Below are 17,531 nucleotides of genomic sequence, written 5' to 3'. Positions count from 1 at the left end.
AGCACGGCCACGAGCGGAATCGACAGCCTGTCGACCGGTCTGAGCACGGCGACCAGTGGCATCTCCAGCCTGTCCACTGGCTTGAGCACGACGAACAGCAACGTGAGCAGCCTCTCGACGTCCACGTCGAGTGGCCTGAGCACCGCTACGAGCGGAATCGACAGCCTGTCGACCGGCCTGAGCACGGCCACGAGCGGAATCGACAGCCTGTCGACCGGTCTGAGCACGGCGACCAGTGGCATCTCCAGCCTGTCCACCGGCTTGAGCACGACGAACAGCAACGTGAGCAGCCTCTCGACGTCTACGTCGTCTGGCCTGAGCACGGCCACGAGCGGAATCGATAGCTTGTCGACGGGTCTGAGCACCGCAACCAGCGGCATCTCTAGCCTGTCCACCGGCTTGAGCACGACGAACAGCAACGTCAGCAGCCTGTCGACCTCCACGTCGAGTGGCCTGAGCACCGCTACGAGCGGAATCGATAGCCTGTCGACCGGCCTGAGCACCGCCACCAGCGGTATCTCGAGCCTGTCCACCGGCCTGAGCACCACGAACAGCACCGTGGGTAGCTTGTCGACTTCGACGTCGAGCGGCATCTCCAGTCTGTCGACCGGTCTGAGCACCGCCACCAGTGGCATCTCCAGCCTGTCCACTGGCTTGAGCACGACCAACAGCAACGTCAGCAGCCTGTCGACCTCGACGTCGTCTGGCCTGAGCACCGCTACGAGCGGAATCGACAGCCTGTCGACCGGCCTGAGCACCGCCACCAGCGGTATCTCGAGCCTGTCCACCGGCCTGAGCACCACGAACAGCAATGTGGGCAGCCTGTCCACTGGCCTGAGCACGACGAACAGCAATGTGAGCAGCCTCTCGACCGGCCTGAGTTCCGCCACCAGCGGCATCTCCAGCCTCTCCACAGGCCTGAGCACCACCAACAGCAACGTCAGCAGCCTCTCGACCTCCACGTCCTCGGGTCTGAGCACCGCCACGAGCAACATCGACAGCCTCTCCACCGGCCTGAGCACGACGAACAGCAACGTCGACAGCCTCTCGACCTCGACCTCGTCGGGCCTGAGCACGGCCACGAGCAGCATCGACAGCCTGTCGACCGGCCTGAGCACGACCAACAGCAACGTCAGCAGCCTGTCCACCTCGTTCTCGTCCGGCTTGAGCACCGCCTACAGCGGCATCTTCAGCCTGTCGACGGGCCTGAGCACGACGAACAGCAACCTGGGCAGCCTGTCGTCCTCGACCTCGACCGGCCTGAGCACCGTCAACAGCGGCATCGGCAGCCTGTCCACCGGCCTGAGCACCGCCAACAGCGGCATCAACAGCCTCTCGACCGGCCTGAGCACGACCAACAGCAATGTCGGCAGCCTCTCGTCGGGCCTGAGCACGACGAACAGCAACCTGAACAGCCTCTCGACCTCCACGTCGTCCGGCCTGAGCACGGTCACGAGCAGCGTGAACAGCCTGTCGAGCTCGGTGTCCACCGGCCTGAGCACCTCGGCCAGCCGCATCGACAGCCTGTCGACCGGCCTGAGCACGGTGGGCAGCAGCGTCGACAGCCTCTCGACCGGCCTGAGCACGACCAACAGCGCCGTCGGCAGCCTGTCGACCGGCCTGAGCACGACGAACAGCAACGTGAGCAGCCTGTCCACCGGCTTGAGCACGACCAACAGCACCGTCAACAGCCTGTCGACTGGCCTGAGCACCACCAACAGCAACCTGGACAGCCTGTCCACCAGCGTGGGCGGCGCGGCCAGCGGGCTTTCCAGCCTGTCGACCTCGACGTCGACCGGCCTGAGCACGGCGATGAGCGGCATCGGCAGCCTGAGCACGACGGTCAGCTCGATCTACAACGGAGGCACCAAGTACTTCCACGCCAACTCGACCAACACCGACTCCAAGGCCAGCGGTGCGGAAGCGGTGGCGATCGGGCCGCGTTCCGAAGCCAGCGGCGCCAACTCCTTCGCGGCCGGCAACGGCGCGCGGGCCACGGCCGACGGCGCGGTGGCGGTGGGCTTCGGGGCGCAGGCCACGGGCACCAACGCGATCGCCATCGGCACCGGGGCGCTGGCCACGGGCTCGCAGGCGATCGGCGCGAACTCCCGTGCCGGCGGCGGCGGCGTGGCCCTGGGTGACGGTGCGGACGCCGGCGGCACGCCGCTGAGCAAGGCGCAGAACATCGCGCAGGGCACGGCCATCGGCTTCGGCGCGGTGGTCCAGCAGACCGGCGGCGTGGCACTGGGTGCGAACTCGGTGGCCTCGCGGGCGGCGGGCGTGGCTGGCTACGTGCCGGGCAGCGCGAATGCGCAGCAGGAAGCGGCCATCAAGGCCACGACCAGCACGCAGGCGGCGGTGTCGGTGGGCGATGCGGCCAACAACCAGTTCCGCCAGATCACGGGCGTGGCAGCCGGCTCGGCCGACAGCGACGCGACCAACGTGGCGCAGCTGAAGGCGGTCTCGGCGGCTGCGAAGGCCAGCAGCGTGCAGTACGCCACCAACCCCGACGGGTCGGTGAACTACAACCAGATCACGCTGGGCACCGAGACTTCGGGTCCCACGCGCATCAGCAACGTGGCACCGGGCGTGCTGCCGGGCGACGCGGTCAACCTGGGCCAGCTGCAGCAGGTGCAAAAGCAGGTGGGTGACGTGGCGCGCATCGCCTACTCGGGCTCGGCGATGGCCTTCGCGATGTCGGGCACCTACCTGCCCACGCTGTACCCGGGCGAGAAGACGATCGGCATCGGCATGGGCTCGTACAAGGGCTACAGCGCGGTGGCGCTGACCTTCAAGGCCCTGTCGGACGACGGCAAGATGTCCTGGGGCGCGGGCCTGAGCTCCACCGGCAAGGAGTGGGGCGTCAACGCGGGCATCGGCTGGAAGTGGAAGTAAAAGGCCGCTAGGCCGACGCCCCCGGTCCGGTGGCTCCCGCGCCCTGCGCGCGGGAGCCATTGTTTTTTTGGTACACACTTCGCCCATGCGCATCGGTATTTCAGTCCTCTCCCACGCGGGGCAGAACATCTGGGAAAACGGAATGGGACAGAACGTCCTGTTCCTGGCCCGGCTGCTGCAACGCATCGAATTCGTCGAGTCCGTCACGCTCATCGACGCGGGCGACCAGCAGGCGATGCCGCCGCAGGTCGACCTGTCGGCCATGGGGCTCACGCTGGGCCGCGCCCGCGAGCTGACCGACGCGCTCGACGTGGTCATCGAAATGGCGGGCGCGCTCGACGTGCAGTGGCTGTCGTACTTCCGCGCCTGCGGCGGGCGCGTGGCCTTCCACGGCGTGGGGCAGCCCTTCGTGGCGCTGGCCGAGCCGATCGTCTTTGCCGACAAGGGGCACTTCGGCGCCACCGACCGCTGCGACGAGATCTGGCTGCTGCCCAAGGACGCGGCCTTTGCGCCGATGATGCGCACGCTGCACCGCTGCCCGGTGCACGAGGTGCCGTACCTGTGGTCGCCGCAGTTCCTGGCGCAGCGCGTGGACGAGGTGCAGGCGCAGGGCTTCCGCTTCGGCTACCAGCCGCGCACGGCGCAGCAACCGGGTTTCCGGGTGGCGATCTTCGAGCCGAACATCTCGGTCGTGAAGTCGTGCAGCATCCCGATGCTGATCAGCGACGAGGCCTACCGCGCCAACCCGGAGCACGTCGCGGCGATGCACGTGCTCAACACGCTGCACCTGAAAGACCATCCGACGATGCTCTACCTGGCCAACTCGCTGGACATCGTGCGCCAGCACAAGGCCACCTTCCACGGACGGCACGACTTCGCGGGCTTCATGGTGCAGCACGCCGACGCGGTGGTGTCGCACCAGTGGCAGAACGACCAGAACTACAGCTACCTCGACGCGCTGTACGGCAACTACCCGCTGGTGCACAACTCGCCCTGGCTGCGCGACGCCGGCTACTACTACCCCGACTTCGACATCGCCGTCGGCGCCGAGCAGCTGGCTGCAGCCGTGCGCGGCCACGACGCGCAACTCGATGACTACCGCGCGCGCAGCCAGCGCGTGTTCGACGCGATCGATCCGATGCACCCCGCCAACATCGACGGCTACGCGCAGCGGCTGTTGAACCTGGTGGGCGGCGATCCGGCGTTCCGTGCCGGCAACGCGAAGGTGGCCGCATGAGCGAGGCGCAGAACCCCATCGCAGGCCCGCGCGCGGCCGCTTCACCGACCCGGCTGAAAGTCGGCGTCTCCATCTTCATCCGCAAGGGCGAGCAGAGCCTGTGGGAGAACGGCGTCTACCAGAACTGCCTGTTCCTCGTGATGCTGCTGCTGCGCTCGCCCTGCGTCGAGCGCACGGTGCTGGTGGCCGGCGGCGGCGACGGCGGCCCGGCCGACGCCACCAACTTCCTGGCCGACTCGCCGGTGCCGATCATCGACATGGCCACCGCCGCGCACGAGCTCGACCTCATGATCGAGATGAGCGCGCAGCTCGGGCGCGACTGGTCGGTGGCGTTCCGCGAGCGCGGCGGAAAAATCGTCTCGATGCGCGTGGGCAACGACTACGTGATCGACATCGAACGCATGACCTTCAACAAGCCGCACGGCATGCTGGTCAGCGGCGCGCCGTACGACGAGGTGTGGACGCTGCCCGAGTACGAAACCTCCTGCAAGCCGTACTTCGCGAGCACCTTCCGCGCGCCCACCAAGCTCATGCCGCACCTGTGGAGCCCGATGGTGGTCGAGAAGGCGATGGCGCGCGGCGCCGAGGGCAAGCGCTTTGCCTACGAGCCGGGGCGCAAGCAGTGGCGCGTGGCCATCTTCGAGCCCAACATCTGCATGGTGAAGACCAGCTTCATCCCGATGCTGGGTTGCGAGTCTGCGCACCGCGCGCAGCCGCGCCTCATCGAGAAGATGTGGGTCTACAACAGCTTCCATCTGAAGGACAAGCCGAACTTCGTCGCTTTCGCCCAGAGCCTCGATCTGGTGCGGCACGGCCTGGCGACCTTCGAGGGGCGCTTTCCGCTGTACCAGGTGCTGCCGGGCGCGATCGACGCGGTCTTTGCGCACCACTGGGAGAACGCGCAGAACTACCTCTACTACGAGGCGCTGTACGGCGGCTGGCCGCTCATCCACAACTCGCACCTGATCGGCGACTGCGGCTACCGCTATCACGGCTTCGACTGCGAGGAGGGCGGGCAGGCGCTGCGGCGCGCGTTCGCCGAGCACGACGCCAACCTGCCGGCCTACCGCGAGCGCGCACGCGCCCTCATTGCCAGGCTCGACCCGGAAGGCGAGGAGAACGTGCGCCTCTACTCGGCGGCCATCGAGAGCCTCTACGCGTGAGGACGACACCGATGACCTCTCTGGCCCGATTCACCGCCGCAGCCTGGGCGCTCGCGATGGCCGGCAGCGCGCTCGCGCAGGGCGTGCTGGCCCCGCCCGCGGCGCCGCAGGACACGCTCACGCGCGCCGCCGCCAGCGTGGGCGTGCAGCGCTGCCTGCCCGCCATCACGCGGCTGGCCACGCTCACCGTGCAGGGCAGCCGCGCGCACGACGTGCTGCTCGACTGGGACCGCAAGCGCCCCGACGCCGGCCCGGTGTTCTCGCTGGTCGGCATCCAGTACCCGAACGCGGGCGTGGCCGCGTCGATCACCGCCATTCCCGACGACAGCGGCGCCTGCACCGTGGCGGCCGAGCGCATCTCGGTGGCGCCCTTCACCTGCGCCAGCGTGGCCGAGCAGGAACTGAAGAACTACAAGCGCACGCCGCTGCTGCCGATCTACACGGTCTACACCGACGACAAGGAGCCGACCTCGTCGGTCTCGCTGATCGATTCGCCGCCGGGCTGCCTCGTGATCCGCCGCTACGTCGAGTACGGCTGGCGCGATCCGAACGCACCGGTGCCGGCCGCCGCGCCGGCCGGGCAGGCGCCCAAGCGCCGCTGATCCCACGGGGCGCGCGAGCCCGTCTCCGACACGCGTGAACGCCCTTGACCGGCCCGGTGCGGGCCGGTGCCGTCCAAGAATGGACGCATGCCGCGCGCTCCGGTGCGGCGCAAGGAGACCCCATGCCACTGGCGACCCTGATCGGCCGATGGGCGATGCAGCCTTTCTCCAAGGCCCTGCCGCCGCTGGGCGACACCGAGCGTGCCGCGCTCGAGGCCGGCACGGTCGGGTTCGAGGGCCAGCTCTTTGCCGGGCGCCCCGATTTCGACGCGCTGACGGCTGCCGGCCCCAACCAGCTCAGCGCGCGCGAAGAAGCCTTCCTGGCGAACGAGGTGCCCGCGCTGTGCCGCATGCTCGACGACCACGCCATCGACCAGGCGCACGACCTGCCGCCCGAGGTGTGGCGCTTCCTGCGCGAGAAGCGCTTCTTCGGAATGATCATTCCCGAGGCCTTCGGCGGCCTGGGCTTCGGCCACTACGCGCATGCGACGGTGGTGGCGCGCATCGCGAGCGTCAACGTGGCAACGGCCGTCACGGTGATGGTGCCCAACTCGCTCGGGCCGGCCGAGCTGCTGCTGCGCTACGGCACCGACGCGCAGAAAGACCACTACCTGCCGCGCTTGGCCGACGGCCGCGAGCTGCCGTGCTTCGGCCTGACCTCGCCCTACGCGGGCTCCGACGCCGCCGCCATCCCGGACCGCGGCGTGCTCGTCGAGCGCGAGTTCCAGGGCCGGCGCACGCGCGGCTTCCTGGTCGATTTCGACAAGCGCTACATCACGCTCGCGCCGGTCGCCACCGTGGTCGGGCTGGCGTTCCATGCCATCGACGAAAGCCGGCCCGAAGGCCAGCGCGAGCTGGGCATCACCTGTGCACTGATTCCCGTGCCGCACGACGGCATGGAGATCGGCCGGCGCCACCGCCCGATGGACAGCGCCTTCATGAACGGCCCGATCCGCGGCCGGCAGGTGTTCGTGCCGATGGACTGGGTCATCGGCGGCGAGCCGCAGGTGGGGCAGGGCTGGCGCATGCTGATGGAGTGCCTGGCCGCGGGGCGCGCCATCTCATTGCCCGCGCTGGGCTCGGCCATGCAGCAGACGGCGCTGTACGTGAGCAACGCCTACGGCCAGATCCGCGAGCAGTTCGGCCTGCCGGTGGGCAAGTTCCACGCGGTGGCGGGGTTGGTCGCGCAGATGTCGGCGCAGCTGTACGCGACCGATGCCGCGCGGCGCTTCACGGCGGCCGCGCTCGACAAGGGCGAGCGGCCCAGCGTGGCCAGCGCAATCCTCAAGGTGCAGCTCACCGAGGCCGGGCGCCGCGCGGTCAACCATGGCATGGACATCCTCGGCGGCAAGGGGATCATCTCGGGCCCGTCGAACCTGCTCGGCGTGGCCTACCGGCAGGCGCCGATCGCGATCACGGTGGAGGGCGCGAACATCCTCACGCGCGCGCTCATCGTGTTTGGCCAGGGCGCGGTGCGCTGCCACCCGCACGTGCTCGATGAAATGGCGGCGGTGCAGGCCAAAGACGAAACGGCACTGGGCCAGGCGCTCATCGCGCACGGCAAGCACGTGGCAGTCAACCTGTGGCACAGCCTGTTCGGCGCGCCGGTGCGCGGCGATCCGCCCGAGGCGCTGGCCCATGAGGCGCGGCTCATCGCGCGCATGAGCGCCAAGTACGCGCTCACCGCCGACCTGGCGATGGGGCTGCTCGGCGGCAAGCTCAAGCGCATGGAGCTGCTGTCGGCGCGGCTGGGCGACGTGCTGGCCCACCTGTACCTGGCAAGCGCCTGCGTGTGGCGCTACCGCGTCGATGCGGCGCCCGAGCTGCTGCCGTTTGCGCAGGCCGCGATCCGGCTGCAGCTGGACGAGGCCGGCAAGATCCTGCGCGACTTGTACGCCAACCTGCCGACGCCGGGTCGACGCCTGCTCGGCGCGCTGGTGCTGCGCCGCACCGCGCATCTGGCGCCGCTGCGCGACGTGCAGCTGATGGCGCTGGCCGAGTTGCTGCGTACGCGCCCGGACGTGGTCGCGCGCCTCGTGCCCGATCTGGCCGAGCCCGGCCCGGGCGGCCTGCGCGACCTGATGCAGGCGATGGCGCTCGGTGCACGGCTGGGCGACGAAACGGCCGCGCTCAACAAGGTGCTGCGCCGCACGCGCTCGCTCGACGAGGCGGCGCGCTCGGCCTCCGACCCCGCGTTGGCGCTGGCCTACCTGCAGGCGGCCGACAAGGTCATCCAGGTCGACGACTTCGAGGGGCCGGCGCGCAATGCGGACGGCACCGCCGCCGATCTCAACCGCGCGCCTGCTGCGCAGCAGCCAGCGCCGTCAGGGCCGCCGCCGTCTGCTCGTCCGCCGGAAAGAACGACTCCACCGCGAGTTCCTGCAACGTGACGTCCACCGGCGTGCCGAAGATCGTGATGGTGCTGATGAAGCTCAACACGCCGCTCGGCATGACCACCTGGAACGGCACGGCCACGGCCGACAGCGCGGTGTCGAGCAGCGGCGCGTCGTGGCTCACGGCCGGCGGCGGGTAGCTCTCCAGCTCGTCGTGCAGCGCCTGCAGCACGGTGTCGCCGGTGGCGGCGATCTGCTGCTGCAGCCGTTCGAGCAGGTGCGTGCGCCATTGCGCCAGGTTCGCGATGCGCGGCGCCACGCCGTCGGGGTGCAGGCTCAGCCGCAGCACGTTGATGGGCGGCTTCAGCAACTCGGCCGAGCAGCCTTCCATGAGCAGCGGCACCAGCGCGTTGTGCGCGACCAGGTTCCAGTGGCGGTCCACGGCCAGCGCGGGGAAGGGCTCGTGGCCCTTCAGCACCAGGTCGATGGCGCGGCGCGCCGAGGCCATCGCCGGGTCGTCGAGCGAGCGCTGGCGGTACATGGGCGCGAAGCCGGCGGCCACCAGCAGCGCGTTGCGCTCGCGCAGCGGCACGTCGAGCCGCTCGGCCAGGCGCAGCACCATCTCGCGGCTGGGCGCCGCGCGGCCGGTTTCCACGTAGCTCAGGTGGCGGGTCGAGACCTCGGCCTCCTGCGCCAGGTCGAGCTGGCTCAGGCGGCGGTGGGTGCGCCAGTGCCGCAGATGGGCGCCGAACGGATCGCGCGCGCCGGGAAGGCCGGCGGCGGCGGCCTTGGACGAATGGGTGCGAGGGGTGTTCATGGAGCCGCATTCTGGCGCGACGGCGGCGCCGCGCCATGACCTCCCAGGTCATCGACGCGATCCACGCCCGGCGGAATCATCGACCCCAACGCAGCAGGACTGGCCTGCAGCGTACCCACCCAGGAGATTCACATGTCTGTTTTCGCTTCCCCCCGCTTCCTGTCGAACGTGATGTGGGCCGATGCCGCTTCGTGCGCCGCGACCGGCGCGCTGCAGGTGGCGTTCACCGACGTTCTTGCCAGCCTGACCGGCCTGCCGGCCTGGCTGCTCATGGGCACCGGCGTGTTCCTGCTGGCCTATGCGGCCGCCGCCGCCTTCATGGCCAGCCGCGCCACGCCGCCGCGCACGCTGATCGGCCTCGTGGTCGTCGGCAACTTCGCCTGGGCCGTGGCCTGCGTGGCGCTGCTGGTGAGCGGCGTGTTCGCGGTCACCGCGCTGGGCATGGCCTGGGTGCTGGCGCAGGCGCTGTGCGTGGTCGTGCTGGCCGAGCTGCAATGGACCGGGCTGCGCCGCACCCGGGGCGGTGCCGGCATGGCGATGGCCTGAGCGCCTGACCGTCCGCCCCACGCTCGCCGCACCCCGTGCGGCGGGCGTTTTCGCTATGAGAACGATAGTTCCGGGAGAGCCCGACAAGGAAGACTGACTACAACGACTGACATTGAACCTCGCTATCCTTGAGAGGCTTCCACGAACACACAGGAGTCCTCTCATGGCCAAAGCCCCGGCGCACGCGTTTGCGTCCACCCTCAAGACCTTCAAGACCGCGTCGGGCAAGTCCGGCAAGTACTGGTCGCTGAAGGAACTGGCCAAGCAGTACCCGTCCGTGGAGCGCCTGCCGGTGTCGATCCGCATCGTGCTCGAGTCGGTGCTGCGCAACTGCGACGGCCAGAAGGTGTCGGCCAAGCACGTCGAGGAACTGGCCCACTGGGCGCCCAACGCCGAGCGCACCGACGAAATTCCCTTTGTCGTCACCCGCGTGGTGCTGCAGGACTTCACCGGCGTGCCGCTGCTGGCCGACCTGGCCGCCATGCGCAGCGTGGCTGCCAAGCTGAACAAGTCGCCCAAGACCATCGAGCCGCTGGTGCCCGTCGACCTGGTGGTCGACCACTCGGTGATGGTCGACTACTACGGCACGCCCAAGGCGCTGGACCTGAACATGAAGCTGGAGTTCCAGCGCAACAACGAGCGCTACCAGTTCATGAAGTGGGGCATGCAGGCCTTCGACACCTTCGGCGTCGTGCCGCCGGGCTTCGGCATCGTGCACCAGGTCAACCTCGAGTACTTTGCGCGCGGCGTCTACAAGAGCCCGGCCGACAAGAGCGACACGCCGGTGTACTACCCCGACTCGCTGGTGGGCACCGACAGCCACACCACCATGATCAACGGCATCGGCGTGGTCGGCTGGGGCGTGGGCGGCATCGAGGCCGAGGCCGCCATGCTGGGCCAGCCTGTCTACATGCTCACGCCCGACGTGGTGGGCTTCGAGCTCACCGGCAAGCTGCGCGAAGGCGTCACGGCCACCGACCTGGTGCTGTACGTCACCTCGATCCTGCGCGCCGAAAAGGTCGTGGGCAAGTTCGTCGAGTTCTTCGGCCCGGGTGCCGCGTCCATCGCCGTGCCCGACCGCGCCACCATCGGCAACATGGCGCCCGAGTACGGCGCCACCATGGGCTTCTTCCCGGTCGACGAGATGACCGTGGCGTACTTCGAAGGCACGGGCCGCACCAAGGAAGAAGTGGAGCGCTTCGCCGCCTACTACAAGGCGCAGGGCCTGTTCGGCATGCCCGCGCCGGGCGACATCGACTACACCAAGGTCGTCAAGCTCGACCTGGGCACCGTCTCGCCCAGCCTGGCCGGCCCCAAGCGTCCGCAGGACCGCATCAACCTGGGCGACCTGTCGACCAAGTTCGCCGAGCTGTACAGCAAGCCGAACGACGCCAACGGCTTCAACCAGCCGGCCGACAAGCTCAAGCAGCGCTACGCGCTGACGCGCGAAGGCCAGAGCGGCGACACCGAAGTGCCCCCGCCGCCGCCCGGCTCGCCGCGCCCGGTCATCGAGATGGTGGCCAACCGCTCGACCAAGGCCGCGGCCCACACCAGCGCCACGGCGCCGTCGGCGCCCAAGGGCGACGTCACCATCGGCAACGGCGACGTGCTCATTGCGGCCATCACCTCGTGCACCAACACCTCCAACCCGAGCGTGATGCTCGCGGCCGGCATCCTGGCCAAGAAAGCGGTGGAAGCGGGCCTGAAGGTGCAGCCGCACATCAAGACCTCGCTGGCCCCGGGCTCGCGCATCGTCACCGAATACCTGGAGAAGGCGGGCCTGCTGCCGTACCTGGAGAAGCTGGGCTTCTACCTCGCGGGCTACGGCTGCACCACCTGCATCGGCAATGCCGGCGACCTCACGCCCGAGATCAACGAAGCCATCACGAAGAACGACCTCATCGGCGCGGCCGTGCTCTCGGGCAACCGCAACTTCGAGGCGCGCATCCACCCGAACCTGAAGGCCAACTTCCTGGCCTCGCCGCCGCTGGTGGTGGCGTTTGCCATCGCGGGCAACGTGATGACCGACCTCATGACCCAGCCCGTGGGCAAGGGCAAGGGCGGCAAGGACGTGTACCTGGGCGACATCTGGCCCACGCCGAAGGAGATCGATGACAACCTGCGCTTCGCGATGAACGCCAAGTCGTTCCGCGCGAACTACGAGAAGGTCAAGAGCGATCCGGGCAAGTTCTGGACGAGCATCAAGGGCACGACCGGCCAGGTGTACGACTGGCCCACCTCGACCTACATCGCCGAGCCGCCGTTCTTCGAGGGCTTCCAGATGCAGCCGCACGCGTCGGACGCGGGCATCCAGGGCGCGCGCGTCATGGCGCTGTTCGGCGACTCGATCACCACCGACCACATCTCGCCGGCCGGCTCCATCAAGGAAAGCTCGCCCGCGGGCATCTGGCTCAAGGCGCACGGCGTGCCCAAGGCCGACTTCAACAGCTACGGCTCGCGCCGCGGCAACCACGACGTGATGGTGCGCGGCACCTTCGCCAACGTGCGCATCAAGAACCTGATGATTCCGCCGGACGCCAACGGCACGCAGGAAGAGGGCGGCGTCACGCTGTTCCAGCCTGGCGGCGAAAAGATGTTCATCTACGACGCCGCCATGAAGTACATGGCAGCGGGCACGCCCACCATCGTGTTCGGCGGCGAGGAGTACGGCACCGGCTCGTCGCGCGACTGGGCCGCCAAGGGCACGCAGCTGTTGGGCATCAAGGCCGTGGTGGCGCGCAGCTTCGAGCGCATCCACCGCGCCAACCTGGTCGGCATGGGCGTGCTGCCGCTGCAGTTCCGCGGTGCCGATTCGTGGCAGACGCTGGGCCTCACGGGCGAGGAAAAGATCGACGTCGTGATCGGCGGCGAACTCAAGCCGCAGATGGACGTGAAGCTGGTCGTGCACCGCGCCGACGGCAGCCACCAGGAGGTGACGGTGCGCCTGCGCATCGACACGCCGATCGAGGTCGATTACTACAAGCACGGCGGCATCCTGCCGTTCGTGCTGCGGCAGCTGCTGGCGGCCTGATCGCTTGATCCGCGTCGGGCTCATCTCCGACACCCACGGCCTGCTGCGCCCGCAGGCCGTGGCGGCCTTGCAGGGCAGCGACTTCATCGTGCACGGCGGGGACATCGGCGACGCCGGCATCCTCGACGCACTCGCGGCGATCGCGCCGCTGACGGTGGTGCGCGGCAACAACGACCGTGAGGCGTGGGCCGGGGCCATTCCCGAGACAGCCGTGCTGCAACTCGGCGGCGTGCGGCTGCTGGCAATCCATGACCTTTCCGGACTGCGCGGCGATCCGGCAGGCGAGGGCGTTCGCGTGGTCGTGTCCGGCCACTCGCACCAACCCAAGGTCGAAGAACGCGGCGGCGTGCTCTACGTCAACCCGGGCAGCGCCGGTCCGCGCCGATTCAAGCTGCCTATCGCCGTGGCCGAACTGATCGTCGACGGCGAGACCGTCAGCGCGCGCATCGTCGAACTGCCCTTGTGAGCGGGGCGGGGTCGAATACCCCTAATTGAGAATAAATCTTATTTGATGGGGTATCCTCGGGCCGTTCTCTGAAAAATGCACCACATCGGGGCATTTTCAAAGAACGTTCTTCTGTTCCGAGATGCTCATTCCCTTTCTCATCATGCTGCGCGAAGGCATCGAGGCCGCGCTGATCGTCGGCATCGTTGCCAGTTACCTGAAACAAAGCGGTCGCGGCCGGCTGATGCCCGCGGTGTGGGTCGGCGTGCTGCTGGCCACCGCGCTGTCGCTGTTCGCCGGCGCCGGCCTGCAACTGCTGGCGGCGGAGTTTCCGCAGAAGCAGCAGGAGCTGTTCGAAGGCGTGGTGGGGCTCATCGCCGTGGTCATGCTGACCACGATGGTGTTCTGGATGCGCAAGGCGGCCCGCTCCATCAAGGGCGAGTTGCATGCGTCGATCGACAAGGCGCTGGCTCAGCATGCCGACGGGCAGGGCTGGGCGCTGATCGGCATGGTGTTCCTGGCGGTCGCGCGCGAGGGGCTGGAGTCGGTCTTCTTCCTGCTGGCGGTGTTCCAGCAGAGCACCGGTTGGGAAGCGCCCGTGGGCGCGCTCGCGGGCATCGCCGTGTCGGTGGTGGTCGGCTGGGGCATCTACTCGGGCGGCGTGCGGCTCGACCTGCGCCGCTTCTTCCGCTTCACGGGCCTGTTCATCCTGCTGGTCGCGGCCGGGCTGCTGGCGGGCGTGCTGCGCAAGCTGCACGAGGCCGGCGTGTGGAACCAGCTGCAGACCGTGGTGTTCGACATGAGCGAAACCCTGCCGATGGACAGCCCCGTGGGCGCCGTGCTGTCGGGCCTGCTGGGCTACCAGGCCGCGCCCGTGGCGGGCGAGGTGATCGTCTACCTGGCCTTCCTGGCCGTGGCCCTGTTCTTCTTCCTGCGCCCGGCCGCCGCGCCGGCGCCGCGCACGGCCACCGCCGGCTGATTTCTTTCCTCCATGCCTTCTTCCTCTTCTTCGTCATCGACGCTCATGCGCGTCGCCGTGGGCGCCTCGGCGCTGCTGGTCGTCGCCGGCCTCGCGGCCTTCTGGTACGCCTCGAACGAGGCGCGCAAGGCGCCGCCCAAGGCGGTCGACCATGCCGTCACCGTCACGATCCGCGGCAACGCCTGCGACCCGAACGAGATCACCGTGCCCGCGGGCCGCACGACCTTCACCATCGTGAACCAGTCGAACCGCGCGCTCGAGTGGGAAATTCTCGACGGCGTGATGGTGGTGGAAGAGCGCGAGAACATCGCGCCCGGCTTCTCGCAGACCATGACGGTCAAGCTCTCGCCGGGCGACTTCGCCATCACCTGCGGCCTGCTGAGCAACCCGCGCGGCAAGCTGCACGTCACGCCGTCGGCGGCCTCGCTGGCCGAGGAGGCGCGGCCGTCGCTCGTCAACTACGTGGGCGCGCTGGCCGAGTACCAGGTGTTCCTGCGGCTGGAGGCCGCCACGCTCGACGACGCGGTGCGCGCGCTGGCCGATGCCGTCAAGGCCGGCGACCTGGCGCAGGCGCGCGCGCTCTACGCACCGGCCCACCAGGCCTACAAGCGCATCGAGCCGATGGCCGAGCTGTTCGCCGACCTCGACGCGCGCATCAACGCCCGCGCCGACTATTTCGAGAAGCGCGAGGCCGACCCGGGCTTCAGTGGCTTCCACCGCATCGAGTACGCGCTGTACGGCCAGGGCGATGCGAAGGCGCTGGCACCGGTCCTCGCCCAACTGCTGGCCGACACCGAGACGCTGCAGGCGCGCCTGCGTGAACTGAGCGTGCCGCCCGAGCGGCTCGCCAGCGCCGCCTCGAAGCTGCTGCGCCGCGTGGCCGACAACCTGCCGGCCGGCGGTGAAGACCACTACGGCCATGCCGAGCTGGTGAACCTGCAGGGCAGCTACGAAGGCACGAAGAAGATCGCCGACCTGCTGCAGCCGCTGCTGGTGAAGGCCACGCCCGCGCAGCAGAAGGCCGTGGACGAGCGCTTTGCCGCCTTCGACGCCGCATTGGCGCCGTACCGCGAGGGCGAAGGCTTCAAGCCCGCGCCGCTGGACGAGGCACAGCGCCAGGCGCTGGCCGTGCCGGTGCGTGCGCTGGCCGAGGAACTGGGCAAGGTGAACGCCGCGCTCGGTCTGGAATGAGTTGAGAGAGAACGACGACCCCATGGAATCGACGAAGAAGAACGACACCGCTCCTGCCTCGCCGCACCGCCGCCGCATGCTCGGCGCCGCGGGCGTGGCCTTTGCCGGGCTCGCCGCCAGCGCGCGCGCCGGCGCGGCCATTCCGGGCCCGCCCGACACCGGCGCGCAGGTCACCGACGCGCCGCAGAGCACCCACACGCAAGACCGCGTGCCCTTCCGCGGCAAGCACCAGGCAGGCGTCGTCACGCCGCGCCCGACGGCCGGCATGATCGCCTCGTTCTACGTGCTGGCCGAGAACCGCGCCGACCTGGAGCGGCTGATGCGCACGCTCACCGAGCGCATCGCCTTCCTCACGCAGGGCGGCCCGCAGACCGACCCCGACCCCAAGCTGCCGCCCGCGGGCTCCGGCATCCTCGGCCCGGTGGTGCAGCCCGACGGGCTCACCGTGACGGTGTCGGTCGGCGCCTCGCTGTTCGACGAGCGCTTCGGCCTCGACAAGAAAAAGCCGCTGCGCCTGAAGCCGATGCAGCGCCACCCGAACGACGCGCTCGATGCCGCGCTGTGCCACGGCGACCTGTCGATCCAGTTCTGCGCCAACACGCCCGACACCAACATCCACGCGCTGCGCGACATCATCAAGAACACGCCCGACCTGCTGGTGCTGCACTGGAAGCAGGAGGGCTCCGTGCCGCCGATCCCGGCCGTGGCGGGCCAGCCCGCGGAGAGCGCGCGCAACTTCCTCGGTTTTCGCGACGGCTCGGCCAACCCCGACTCGGCGGACGACACGCTCATGAACAAGCATGTCTGGGTGCAGCCGAACGGCGACGAGCCGGCCTGGGCCGTGGGCGGCAGCTACCAGGCGGTGCGCATCATCCGCAACTTCGTCGAGCGCTGGGACCGCACGCCGCTGCAGGAACAGGAGGCCATCATGGGGCGCCTCAAGCCCAGCGGCGCGCCGCTGGACGGCGGCAAGACCGAGCACGACGTGCCCGACTACACGAAGGACCCCGAAGGCAAGGCGACGCCGATGGACGCGCACATCCGCCTCGCGAACCCGCGCACCAAGGCCTCGGACGCCAACCTGATGCTGCGCCGGCCCTTCAACTATTCGAACGGCGTCACCAAGTCGGGCCAGCTCGAGATGGGCCTGCTGTTCATCTGCTACCAGGCCGACCTCGAGAAGGGCTTTGTCGCCGTGCAGACGCGCCTCGACGGCGAGCCGCTCGAGGAATACATCAAGCCCATCGGCGGCGGCTTCTTCTTCACGCTGCCCGGCGTGCAGGGCGCCGACGACTGGCTCGGGCGCAGCCTGCTGGCCGCCTGATCGCTCCCTTTTTCTTTCATCACCACCGCACCGCATCCAAGGAGATCCATGACCGTGCAGTTCCGCCGCCGCTTCCTTGCCGCTTTCGTCGCAGGCTTTGCCGGGCTCTACGCCGTCGGCGCGCAGGCCGCCGTGTCGCCACTCGAGCTGGTCGGTCCGATCTCGGACTACAAGATCTACGTGACGCAGAACGTGCGCAAGCTGGCCGCCGACGTGCGCGTGTTCACCGCCGCCGTGAAGGCCGGCGACATCGAGAAGGCCAAGAAGCTCTACGCGCCCACGCGCACCAGCTACGAGCGCGTGGAGCCCGTGGCCGAGCTGTTCACCGACCTCGACCAGTCGATCGACTCGCGCGCGGACGACCACGAGAAGGCCGAGAAAGACCCGGCCTTCATCGGCTTCCACCGCATCGAGTACAGCCTGTGGACGCTCAAGAGCACCAAGGACCTGAACCCCGTGGCCGACAAGCTGCTGGCCGACGTGCTCGAGCTGCAAAAGCGCCTGGGCGCGCTGACCTTCCCGCCCGAGAAGGTCGTGGGCGGCGCCGCCGTGCTGATGGAAGAGGTGGCCGCTACCAAGATCTCCGGCGAGGAAAACCGCTACAGCCACACCGACCTGTGGGACTTCCAGTCGAACTTCGAGGGCGCCTACAAGATCGTCGAGCTGCTGCGCCCGCTGGTCGTGAAGCAGGACAAGCCGTTTGCCGAGAAGGCCGACGCCAACTTCAAGGTGGTGTTCGACACGCTGGCCAAGTACCGCACGGCCGACGGCGGCTTCGAGACCTATTCGAAGCTCACCGAGCGCGACCGCAAGATGCTGGCCGGGCGGGTGAATACGCTGGCCGAAGACCTGTCGAAGCTGCGCGGGATGCTCGGACTGAACTGAGTCCGGCCCCGGGGGACCCGCTCATTTCCGGCTGACCCGGGACTTTTTGGGGTTGGTCAGGTTTTCGCGAGTGAGAATTGCTA

Annotated in this window: 13 protein-coding genes; 12 read left to right on the top strand and 1 reads right to left on the bottom strand. The window is 69.0% G+C overall.

The genetic code is table 11. From position 1 onward, the window contains the following. The 5 genes from AC07O4_RS29850 to AC07O4_RS29830 form a co-directional block, all read left to right on the top strand. A partial coding sequence (locus AC07O4_RS29850; RefSeq protein ID WP_495306404.1) for a YadA family autotransporter adhesin occupies positions 1-2,895 on the top strand: 2,895 nt, incomplete at its 5' end. Between the two features lie 85 nt (positions 2,896-2,980). Next, complete coding sequence (locus AC07O4_RS29845; RefSeq protein WP_492736954.1) at positions 2,981-4,132, top strand: DUF2827 domain-containing protein; 1,152 nt, start codon at positions 2,981-2,983, stop codon at positions 4,130-4,132. Beyond that, positions 4,129-5,295, top strand: coding sequence for a DUF2827 domain-containing protein (locus AC07O4_RS29840; protein ID WP_495306403.1), 1,167 nt, complete (start codon positions 4,129-4,131; stop codon positions 5,293-5,295). Before AC07O4_RS29845 ends, AC07O4_RS29840 begins: the two co-directional genes overlap by 4 nt. An 11-nt stretch (positions 5,296-5,306) precedes the next feature. Then, entirely contained in the window at positions 5,307-5,897 is a 591-nt protein-coding gene (locus tag AC07O4_RS29835; RefSeq protein ID WP_495306402.1) for a hypothetical protein, read from the top strand. A gap of 122 nt (positions 5,898-6,019) precedes the next feature. Beyond that, positions 6,020-8,287 (top strand): acyl-CoA dehydrogenase, encoded by a 2,268-nt coding sequence (locus AC07O4_RS29830; RefSeq protein WP_495306401.1) that lies wholly within the window; start codon positions 6,020-6,022, stop codon positions 8,285-8,287. Here AC07O4_RS29830 and AC07O4_RS29825 read toward each other — a convergent pair. Then, positions 8,187-9,047, bottom strand: a complete 861-nt coding sequence (locus tag AC07O4_RS29825) for a helix-turn-helix domain-containing protein (RefSeq protein ID WP_495306400.1) — start codon at positions 9,045-9,047, stop codon at positions 8,187-8,189. The two genes, AC07O4_RS29830 and AC07O4_RS29825, sit on opposite strands and share 101 nt — an antisense overlap. A gap of 132 nt (positions 9,048-9,179) precedes the next feature. On the opposite strand from AC07O4_RS29825, the gene AC07O4_RS29820 reads away from it, so the two are divergent. The 7 genes from AC07O4_RS29820 to efeO (AC07O4_RS29790) all read left to right on the top strand — a co-directional run bounded on the left by AC07O4_RS29820 (position 9,180) and on the right by efeO (AC07O4_RS29790) (position 17,448). Then, on the top strand, positions 9,180-9,593 hold the full coding sequence (locus AC07O4_RS29820; protein ID WP_101492755.1) for a hypothetical protein: 414 nt from the start codon (positions 9,180-9,182) through the stop codon (positions 9,591-9,593). Between the two features lie 163 nt (positions 9,594-9,756). Continuing rightward, positions 9,757-12,624 (top strand): aconitate hydratase, encoded by a 2,868-nt coding sequence (locus AC07O4_RS29815; RefSeq protein ID WP_159275666.1) that lies wholly within the window; start codon positions 9,757-9,759, stop codon positions 12,622-12,624. Between the two features lie 4 nt (positions 12,625-12,628). Then, complete coding sequence (locus tag AC07O4_RS29810; protein ID WP_495306399.1) at positions 12,629-13,090, top strand: metallophosphoesterase family protein; 462 nt, start codon at positions 12,629-12,631, stop codon at positions 13,088-13,090. A gap of 121 nt (positions 13,091-13,211) precedes the next feature. Next, a complete protein-coding gene (gene efeU, locus AC07O4_RS29805; RefSeq protein WP_495306398.1) occupies positions 13,212-14,048 on the top strand; it encodes an iron uptake transporter permease EfeU in 837 nt (278 codons plus the stop codon). 12 nt (positions 14,049-14,060) lie between these two features. Then, entirely contained in the window at positions 14,061-15,239 is a 1,179-nt protein-coding gene (gene efeO, locus AC07O4_RS29800) for an iron uptake system protein EfeO (RefSeq protein ID WP_495306397.1), read from the top strand. Between the two features lie 22 nt (positions 15,240-15,261). Continuing rightward, a complete protein-coding gene (gene efeB, locus AC07O4_RS29795) occupies positions 15,262-16,563 on the top strand; it encodes an iron uptake transporter deferrochelatase/peroxidase subunit (protein WP_495306396.1) in 1,302 nt (433 codons plus the stop codon). Positions 16,564-16,611: 48 nt separating this feature from the next. Continuing rightward, entirely contained in the window at positions 16,612-17,448 is an 837-nt protein-coding gene (gene efeO / locus AC07O4_RS29790; RefSeq protein ID WP_082818180.1) for an iron uptake system protein EfeO, read from the top strand. Positions 17,449-17,531 lie beyond the last annotated feature (83 nt).

The organism is Variovorax sp. GW821-FHT09D04 (assembly GCF_059416405.1).
The sequence above is the reverse complement of the archived record's forward strand: the minus strand, read 5'-3'. Positions and strand labels throughout refer to the sequence as shown.